We start from the raw sequence: 8,215 nt of genomic DNA, 5'->3' as shown, positions 1-8,215 counted from the left end.
ACAATTAGGACTGGTATCAAATTATACTGTGGCCCAATACAAGCTACATAAGCAAACCTGTAATGAAGCACCAATCAAAAATGAGTTAGATCGGCAGTTTAAAACAGAAGAACAATTCGCAATAGTTGTCAGTGATTTAACATACGTCCGTGTTGAGAAAAAATGGCACTATGTATGCTTATTTGTCGACCTTTTCAATCGAGAAATTATTGGTCACAGTACCGGTCCAAATAAGACAGCAGACCTTGTATATCAAGCATTAGCTAGCATAAAAGGGAATTTACATAACATGAAGATGTTCCACACAGACCGTGGGAAAGAGTTTGATAACAAACTCATTTCAGGGGTCTTAGAGACATTTGGGATTCAGAAGTATGAAGGCTGCCCTTATGATAATGAAATGGCCGAAGCGATGTTCAAAGTATTTAAAACCGAATTCGCAAATGGCGCACACTTCGCTTCTCTTGAACAGCTATCTCTTGAACTTAATGATTATGTTCATTGGTTCAATAACATTCGAATTCACGGAACACTAGGCTATTTAACGCCTGTGGAATTCAAGAATAGGTCCTTATAAAGGTTGTCCGGTTTTGTGTTGACATTCCTCGGTTAACCCTTTTACCAATTGACATATCGAAAAATCTAGATATATAATTACTCCCATGGAACTTATTGATGTATTCAAAGCGTTATCAAACGAAACAAGACTCAATATCCTAGAGTGGTTAAAGGAACCCGAGAAACATTTCCCAAAACAAGGCGCTCACCTACCAAAGGAGGTAAGTTATAAAGGGGGAGTTTGTGTTGGGGATATTCAAGAAAAGGCTAAAGTTTCTCAATCTACGGTTTCTAGCTACTTAAATATGATGCAAAAAGCTGGTCTACTTGAATCAATTCGACATGGTCAATGGACTTACTACAGACGAAATGAAGAATTTATTCAACAATTAGCTAATTATTTTAAAACAGAGATCTAGTAAATGTTGATTTCTGTTTTTTATCAACTCATATATCTATATTTCTAGATATACAATTATATGAAAAAGGAGATATATCCCTATGCGATTTATATCTTATATACTTGCACTATTGGCAGGGGCAGCCCTTAGCTTTGAAGGAGCTATCTATGCAGAATTAGGAAAAACAATTGGACAAATCGAAACAAGTTTTTATAACTTCTTTATGGGTTCGATAATCATGGGATTATTGTTACTCTTTTTTGGGAAAGGGAAGCTTTCCTATACATTTGAAGCACCTAAATGGTCATTACTTGGAGGAGCATTAGGTGTTGTTTATTTAACATCGATCGTTGTCAGTGTCCCATTCGTTGGTGTCGGTATAACAATGGTTGCTGTCATTATCGGACAACTAATAATGAGTATGGTGATTGAACATTTCGGTTGGTTAGGCAGCAAAAAAACAATGATTAATAAAGAAAAGATATTTGCGGTTATATCAATGATTATTGCACTTATTTTAATCAACTAGGAGGACTAATGATGGGGATATTTATGATTTTATTTACATTGATTGGCGGAATCACATTAAGTGCCCAATCGTCTATCAACGGGACATTTAGTCGGAAAGCTGGGACAATTGAAACAACATTTCTAACCTTTTTAACGGGAACAATGTTTCTTACGATTTTCATTTTATTTTTCGGTGGCGGAAATGTGCTTGCACTTTTTGATGTGCCAAAATGTCAATTAAGTGCCGCATTATTAGGCACTATGTATCTACTATTAACGGTTATGGCAGTCCCTAGAATTGGCGTTATTGCAACGAATATTGCTGGAATAGCTGGTCAACTTGTGATTGGCGTAGTCATTGATCATTTTGGATGGTTTAATAGTTTAGTCATTGAATTTGATACGAAACGTATTTTTGCATTATTATTTATGATTCTTTCTCTTTATTTTATCTATAAAGGGAATAAACGCTCAAAGGAAATACTGAATACACAATAATACTATTCACTTTTTGGCAATCCTCCCTTTAAGAGGATTGCTGATTAAGTACCTCACACTTAATATTTACCAGAGCGGTTGTTTTAAAAAAGTTTCTAAATCCAATTTTAAATTTTCCTTTACTTCTTCATTTTCACAGTATGTTGCAAAGGTTAAATATCCAATTCGAATATATAAAAAGAACACAATTCATTTTTAGAATTGCGCTCAATGGTTAGTTGATTCTTCTACTATAAAATACTTTTTCTCTACTCTATTTTCCGTTATCTCCAAAAGGTTGAACAATCTGCTTTATCTAAAATATTAAAATCAATCATTTTTTCAAGTAATGCGTAATCAATTGGGCTATTCCACGGGAATCGAACGAGACCTTTCGTATGACTATATCCAGCCTGCACAATCTCATTAGTAAAATGAGTAATCCCTGCCTCTTCAGGGGCAACAGCTAAATGATGTTTCGCTACACTAAAGCCAATAATATATGTACCATGGTCGGTAAACATAGGCTGCTTCCATTTAACTACTGGCGTTAAATTTGGATATTTCTCACTTACCCAGCTTAAAACTTCTTCTGTTCGTTCCCGATGTTGCATATTTTCGATTTTCTCTAAAAATTCTGCGAATACTTCCATATTTTCTCCTCCTAGAATAGAAATAATATATTTTAAGCTTATACTGAAAAATTAAAATTTCCTATAAGTTTAATACAATAACCCTCATTTTAGATATATATTATTTTATTTAACCCCTTATTAATGGAGTGATATGTAGTTTACTTCCTATATCTTTTATAATTGCCGTTTACATCAGAGCAATTTTAAACCAAACCTATTTTTTCACTGCTCAACATTTCTATCATTTTCTCGAGGGAAGTAGACGAATATTTATCTTTCCGGTAAATAAAAATCGTTTTCACTTTTCCAAATTGTTCAGGGATATCGTGTTGGACAAGCACTCCTTCATTCACATGTTTAGCTACTACACTACGAGGAAGTAAACTGATACCTAGCCCTGCAGATACACAACCAATTATTCCATCAAGAGTTCCAAACTCCATTATTTTTTCTGGTATCACCCCTTCATGGTGTAACCATTTTTCAAATCTTGCTCTGTAAGAACAACCATTTCGAAATACTAATATCGTTCTATTTTGTATCTCTTTTAACGAAGTTAAAGGTTGATGGAACGTATCTGTAACAAGGACTAACTCTTCTTCTATAAAAGTTTGACAAGAAAGTTCCGGATGTTCAATAGGACCTGCAACAAAGGCGCCATCCAATTCATATTGTAAAACACTTTGTACATTTTGCTCTGTTGGACCAGTTTTTAATGTAAGATCAACATCCGGATACTCACGATGAAACTTTGAAAGCAAAGCAGGTAAACGAACTGCCGCAGTTGTTTCCATTGAACCGATCGCTAAAGGTCCCTTTGGTACTCCATTATCATTCATTACTTCTTTTACCTCTGCTAAAAGTTGAAAGATTTTATCTGTATAAACAAGTAATACTTTCCCTTTATCCGTAAGAGTCGTTCCTCGATTGTGTCGATAAAATAACGTCGTTTGAAGATCACCTTCCAATTGTTGAATTTTTGCTGTGAGATTGGACTGGGCATAATTTAGTTCCTTCGCCGCCTTTGATATACTACCTGACGCTGCAACAGCTCGAAAAAATTTTAACGATTGGATATCCATCGTCATCCCCCTTTTTTGATATATAAATTAATGATGACTTCATATCAATTTTATGTATTATACCATATATCAAAAAACAGATATGATAATGATAGAAATAAAAAACAAAACGAGGGGGTGAAACATTTGAAGAAGCATCTAATTTTATTTTTAGTTGGAGGAATTTTCTCACTTATGATTGCAATGGGAATTGGAAGATTCGCTTATACACCTATCCTACCACTCATGCAAAAAGACCTTTCGTTTTCTGACACAGTAGCAGGTTACCTTGCTGAGTAATTATGCTGGATATTTGGCTGGTGCAATAGTAGCAGGATTACTTCCGTTGAAAAAGCATAAAACTAATTTTTTAAGAGTTAGTCTTATCATCAGTGTGTTGACCACCTTCGTTATGGGACTTTCCCACTCTTATGTTTTAATGCTTATCCTTCGTTTCGTTTCAGGAATCGCCAGTTCATTCATTTTTGTTATCGCTTCTAGTATTGTATTAGATAAATTATCTTCTGCCGGTAAAACAAATTGGTCAGGCATTTTTTATTCTGGCGTTGGGTTTGGGATCTTTTTTTCAACCCTTTTCATTCCAAGTTCTAACGATTTGTTTGGATGGGAAGGAGTATGGATAGGATTAGCGATTGTAAGCATAGTTCTTACGATCTTTGTATGGATGTGGCTAAAAGATTCCCTAAACACATTGACAAAAACGGAAAAACAAGATGAAAAAATTCAAGTACCTCCCCCAAAATGGCTAACATGGTTAATGATTGCCTATGGGTTAGAAGGCTTAGGTTATATTGTAACAGGAACATTCATCGTATCGATTGCAGAAAATTCACCAACATTTAGAATGGACTCATCCTTTGTTTGGATTGTTGTTGGGTTAGGTGCAATTCCTTCCTGTATACTTTGGTCAACATTAGCAAAAAAGCAAGGTTTTGTAATATCATTAGTTTTATCAATGATTTTACAAGCTATCGGAATTGCTCTACCTGTTTTCTGGACATCTCAAATAAGTCTTATTATTTCTGCACTATTATTTGGCGCAACTTTTATGGGAATCACTACCCTTGCTACTACATTAGCCCGTCAAATGAACCCGGCGAATAGTAGTCGAGTCATTAGTTATCTTACGGCTATCTATGCCATTGGCCAAATGATTGGTCCGACTATCGCTGGCGTTTTAACATCCTTCACTCAAAGTTATAACGCTGCTTTGATAGGAGCAGCTGGCGTTGTCTTTATTGGCGCATTGTTTCTTATAAGCGGGATTCGATTTGAACGAAGACCACCATTAGAAACTTCAGCCATAAAATAAAAAAGAAAAGAGGGAAATATTAATGCCATACGTAAATATTAAAATTACCAACGAAAACGTTACACCCGAAAAAAAAGCAGCCCTTATTAAAGGAGCCACTCAATTACTTGTCGATGTTTTAGATAAAAATCCGAACACAACGGTCGTTGTCATTGATGAAGTTGATACAGATAATTGGGGAATCGCAGGAGAATCGATAACGGTTCGAAGAAAAAACGGTCAGTAAATAAAAGGATAACAACGAATTGAAATCCAATGTTAAAGCAAAAAGGAAGACTCTCCTATTCATCTTCCCTTTTTGCTTTTTTCATTGTCTTCTTTTAATCATTTTTTCTACCAAACCGTATTGCTCGACATTTACACCCATAGTTTATTCGACCGTATAACAAAATAATTTGTGAATTTTTAAAAATTTGGATGGAATAAAGTTATTAATCCCGATTCCGACGTTGACTTTCCTTTATTGTTTTAACCATAGCTAAGAAGATTATAATTACAAATATCCCAATAAATCCGATGATGTATAACATATTTTTCCATCCCCTTCCCTTCATTTTCATTCAATTATATAATAAATTTTCAAATTACTTTTAAAATTAATCGAAATATTGTTTTATAACATGTTACATTCGAAATGTACCAAAGAATATGGATAGAAGGGATGGAACGTAATGAAATATAAAATCGAAACTTTTCCAAACTATCGTATTGCTTATATGCGACGTGTTGGTCAATACGGTCCTGCTAATATGGAAGTAATGGAGAAGTTAAAAAAATGGGCGAAGGAGAATAATCTTCTTAATTCTGCAATTTTGTTTGCAATTCCACTAGATAACCCAGAAACAACACCACCTAATCAGTGCAGATTCGATGCTTGCATTGTCATTCCAAATGATTTTCAAGTAGATAATTCAGTTCTTGAAAGGGAACTTTCTGGGGGTGAGTATTATGTTTATGAAGTAAAACATACAACAGAAGAAATACAAAAAGCATATCCGGCTATTTTTCAACATTTACAAAATAACAATTTCCAAATCGATCATAAACCAATTATGGAAAAGTACATTAGTGATATGATTAGTCACCCTTATTGTGAAATATGTGTACCTATTAAACAGTGATATAGTTTAATTTGTTGATAAGGTTATTTCTACATTACTTCAATTACAAACGAATAAAAGAAAAATAAAAAGGATTGAGTCCGGTTTAATACCGAATTCAATCCTCTAAACTCTACTTATAGAATGTTCTCATTTATTTGAATACTTCAATTTAAGGAAGCTTTTATGGAAAATATATTAAGATCATCAAGTTATTTAATTTTCCAAAAGTGATAGACATTAAGAGAGTTAATTTTTACAACAATCCAAGTCGTATTAGACTTAGTAATACATTACAATTAAACTAATCCTCCCAATAAAAAATCGCATCCATCACTAAATATTCTCTAGGTTCCCGATAAATTGTTGCTATTTCCGTTTGAAAAGATAAAGGTTGATTTAATTCTTTAGCCTCTAAAAGCTCATAATCAAACTCTTCCAAAACTTGTTTCAAGTTTTCTGCAATTGTTTGGAAATCTTTACTTATTTTTAATCGATGTGGACCACTAAGTAACGTCCCATGTGCTCCACCAACTACTTCGTTTGTTTCGGTACGTATTGTTTTATATCTGTCATCTTCACCCATAATTGCAACAGGTGCTAAACGACAAATATCAATAATGATCCCATCTGTCCTTATCTCTCGACGCCCATATTTCTCTTCAACAACTTTAACATCCTCTTTCCGATAACAAAATAATTCAACAAAGGAAGCGTATCCACTGCCAAAATGATTCCACTCTGCTTCACATACTAAATTTGGAATACGGTTTATTCGATGAAATAATCGCCGAATATGTGCTTCTATTTCTTGGTCATCATTTATACTATAGGGGAACTTATTCCCAACACTTTTCCCAGCAATTAAGTCTTGTAATTGTTCATTATTAAACATACATAAAACTCCTCTCCCTTTTAGTTTAAATGGAAATTAAATCTAAAATCCCCTTAAGTCTCCTACGTTTGATATTTAATAAACAACTTTAAACAATACTCGTATTTTTTTTAGATATAAATTTCACATTTTCCAAGACCATCTCTGGATGAAGTTCTGGAATCATATGTCCGATGTCTGGAATGATATTTAAAGTGGCATGGGGAATATCCTCTTTTAATCGTCGCGCTTGATCAATCACCCCAAATGGATCATTTTCTCCCACTGCAATTACTGTAGGAACTGTAATTTTTTTATATTCTTCACATAAGATTTTAGAGGTTTCAGGGAATACAAGCACATCCTCCCTATTTGCTCTAAAATGACTTGAACGGAATCCGATTGCATATAGCTCTTTTGCATACTTTTCTGGTACCTGCTCCGGAGCAAAAGTTTGCTTGGCCATTGAGAAAGCCATACTTTTTGCTAAAGGTGTTTTAAGTAATAAATTTAAAATCATACTTCCTAAAAAAGGTGTTGTAACGAACTTTGATAACAGGTCACCATTCTCTGCAGCGTATCCCTCTTTATACATCGCTCCTGCCAATATCACAATTCCAGCAACTTCCTTTGGAAATTGTAGAGCATAGGAAAGGGTCATCGTACCGCTCCAAGAATGGCCAACTAATATGATTGGTTCATTGATTCCAAGTTCTTTTAACGCTTTATGAATAATAGAAGCTTGCGTAATGGGAGTAATTTTTCTTTTTTTAGGCCTTTCACTATATCCATAACCAGGTCTATCAAAGGCAATTGCATGATAACCTTGCTGAGCTGCCATTTGAACGGTTTCTTTATAATCACTGCTAGAGAGTATTCCCCCATGTAGAAATACAACTGGTTGACCGGTACCTTCTGAAATATAATGTAACTTTATATCATCATCTACTGTTATAAATTTCCCAACCGGCTCATATAATTTTTCTGCCTTTTTAAATTGCCACTGATTATAAATGAACAGTAAACCATTTCCAACAATCACCATCAATATTATCGAGACAGCCATCAATTCATCCTTTCTTTTTACTTTTTTACGTTGATTTCAAATAAAAGTTGCATTATTTCATATAAAAATCAATAAAAAATGGCTCTATAATATTTGTTGGGGTTTAAAAAAATTTCATAAATAAAAAAGCACGTAATCACCGATTTCTATATACTTGAATTGTCGAGAAACAAGCAATGAAAGGTGATACGTGCAAATGA

Annotated in this window: 12 protein-coding genes; 8 read left to right on the top strand and 4 right to left on the bottom strand. The window is 34.1% G+C overall.

The features are described 5' to 3' along the window. The 4 genes from EC501_RS17705 to EC501_RS17690 form a co-directional block, all read left to right on the top strand. Positions 1 to 577, top strand: a 577-nt coding sequence (locus EC501_RS17705; protein ID WP_148037843.1) for an IS3 family transposase, incomplete at its 5' end; no start/stop codon positions are given. Between the two features lie 85 nt (positions 578 to 662). After that, the gene (locus EC501_RS17700; protein ID WP_122973665.1) at positions 663 to 977 is read left to right on the top strand and encodes an ArsR/SmtB family transcription factor; all 315 of its coding nucleotides are present in this window, start codon (positions 663 to 665) and stop codon (positions 975 to 977) included. An 82-nt stretch (positions 978 to 1,059) separates the two neighbouring features. After that, entirely contained in the window at positions 1,060 to 1,488 is a 429-nt protein-coding gene (locus EC501_RS17695; RefSeq protein WP_122973664.1) for a DMT family transporter, read from the top strand. Positions 1,489 to 1,499: 11 nt separating this feature from the next. Continuing rightward, positions 1,500 to 1,967, top strand: coding sequence for a DMT family transporter (locus EC501_RS17690; protein ID WP_122973663.1), 468 nt, complete (start codon positions 1,500 to 1,502; stop codon positions 1,965 to 1,967). Between the two features lie 263 nt (positions 1,968 to 2,230). Here the strand turns inward: EC501_RS17690 and EC501_RS17685 are convergent, their stop codons facing one another. Continuing rightward, positions 2,231 to 2,599 carry an iron chaperone gene (locus EC501_RS17685; RefSeq protein WP_122973662.1) on the bottom strand — a complete coding sequence of 123 codons (369 nt, stop codon included), beginning with the start codon at positions 2,597 to 2,599 and terminating at the stop codon, positions 2,231 to 2,233. Between the two features lie 185 nt (positions 2,600 to 2,784). Continuing rightward, positions 2,785 to 3,663, bottom strand: a complete 879-nt coding sequence (locus EC501_RS17680) for a LysR family transcriptional regulator (protein WP_122973661.1) — start codon at positions 3,661 to 3,663, stop codon at positions 2,785 to 2,787. 126 nt (positions 3,664 to 3,789) lie between these two features. Here EC501_RS17680 and EC501_RS18765 point away from each other — a divergent pair, with 126 nt between their 5' ends. From EC501_RS18765 to EC501_RS17665, 4 genes are all read left to right on the top strand, one after another. After that, positions 3,790 to 3,942, top strand: coding sequence for a YbfB/YjiJ family MFS transporter (locus EC501_RS18765; RefSeq protein ID WP_338322907.1), 153 nt, complete (start codon positions 3,790 to 3,792; stop codon positions 3,940 to 3,942). Next, complete coding sequence (locus tag EC501_RS17675) at positions 3,932 to 4,975, top strand: YbfB/YjiJ family MFS transporter (RefSeq protein ID WP_338322906.1); 1,044 nt, start codon at positions 3,932 to 3,934, stop codon at positions 4,973 to 4,975. Before EC501_RS18765 ends, EC501_RS17675 begins: the two co-directional genes overlap by 11 nt. 22 nt (positions 4,976 to 4,997) lie before the next feature. After that, the gene (locus EC501_RS17670; RefSeq protein ID WP_122973660.1) at positions 4,998 to 5,201 is read left to right on the top strand and encodes a tautomerase family protein; all 204 of its coding nucleotides are present in this window, start codon (positions 4,998 to 5,000) and stop codon (positions 5,199 to 5,201) included. A 445-nt stretch (positions 5,202 to 5,646) separates the two neighbouring features. Further along, entirely contained in the window at positions 5,647 to 6,096 is a 450-nt protein-coding gene (locus EC501_RS17665; RefSeq protein ID WP_122973659.1) for an AraC family transcriptional regulator, read from the top strand. A 283-nt stretch (positions 6,097 to 6,379) separates the two neighbouring features. On the opposite strand, the gene EC501_RS17660 is transcribed toward EC501_RS17665, so the two are convergent. Beyond that, the gene (locus EC501_RS17660) at positions 6,380 to 6,970 is read right to left on the bottom strand and encodes a hypothetical protein (protein WP_122973658.1); all 591 of its coding nucleotides are present in this window, start codon (positions 6,968 to 6,970) and stop codon (positions 6,380 to 6,382) included. 88 nt (positions 6,971 to 7,058) lie between these two features. Beyond that, positions 7,059 to 8,015 (bottom strand): alpha/beta fold hydrolase, encoded by a 957-nt coding sequence (locus EC501_RS17655; protein ID WP_122973657.1) that lies wholly within the window; start codon positions 8,013 to 8,015, stop codon positions 7,059 to 7,061. Positions 8,016 to 8,215 lie beyond the last annotated feature (200 nt).

It is taken from the genome of Lysinibacillus halotolerans, assembly GCF_003711845.1.
Taxonomy (GTDB): domain Bacteria; phylum Bacillota; class Bacilli; order Bacillales_A; family Planococcaceae; genus Ureibacillus; species Ureibacillus halotolerans.
Note: the sequence above shows the minus strand (reverse complement) of the source record. Positions and strands in the feature narration are given on the sequence as shown.

Bases quoted from the DNA above. Each gene is read 5' to 3' on its own strand.
- EC501_RS17700 (WP_122973665.1), top strand. From the start codon at position 663: ATGGAACTTATTGATGTATTCAAAGCGTTATCAAACGAAACAAGACTC.
- EC501_RS17660 (WP_122973658.1), bottom strand. From the start codon at position 6,970: ATGTTTAATAATGAACAATTACAAGACTTAATTGCTGGGAAAAGTGTT.
- EC501_RS17680 (WP_122973661.1), bottom strand. From the start codon at position 3,663: ATGGATATCCAATCGTTAAAATTTTTTCGAGCTGTTGCAGCGTCAGGT.
- EC501_RS17685 (WP_122973662.1), bottom strand. From the start codon at position 2,599: ATGGAAGTATTCGCAGAATTTTTAGAGAAAATCGAAAATATGCAACAT.
- EC501_RS17655 (WP_122973657.1), bottom strand. From the start codon at position 8,015: ATGGCTGTCTCGATAATATTGATGGTGATTGTTGGAAATGGTTTACTG.
- EC501_RS17695 (WP_122973664.1), top strand. From the start codon at position 1,060: ATGCGATTTATATCTTATATACTTGCACTATTGGCAGGGGCAGCCCTT.
- EC501_RS17670 (WP_122973660.1), top strand. From the start codon at position 4,998: ATGCCATACGTAAATATTAAAATTACCAACGAAAACGTTACACCCGAA.
- EC501_RS17665 (WP_122973659.1), top strand. From the start codon at position 5,647: ATGAAATATAAAATCGAAACTTTTCCAAACTATCGTATTGCTTATATG.
- EC501_RS17690 (WP_122973663.1), top strand. From the start codon at position 1,500: ATGGGGATATTTATGATTTTATTTACATTGATTGGCGGAATCACATTA.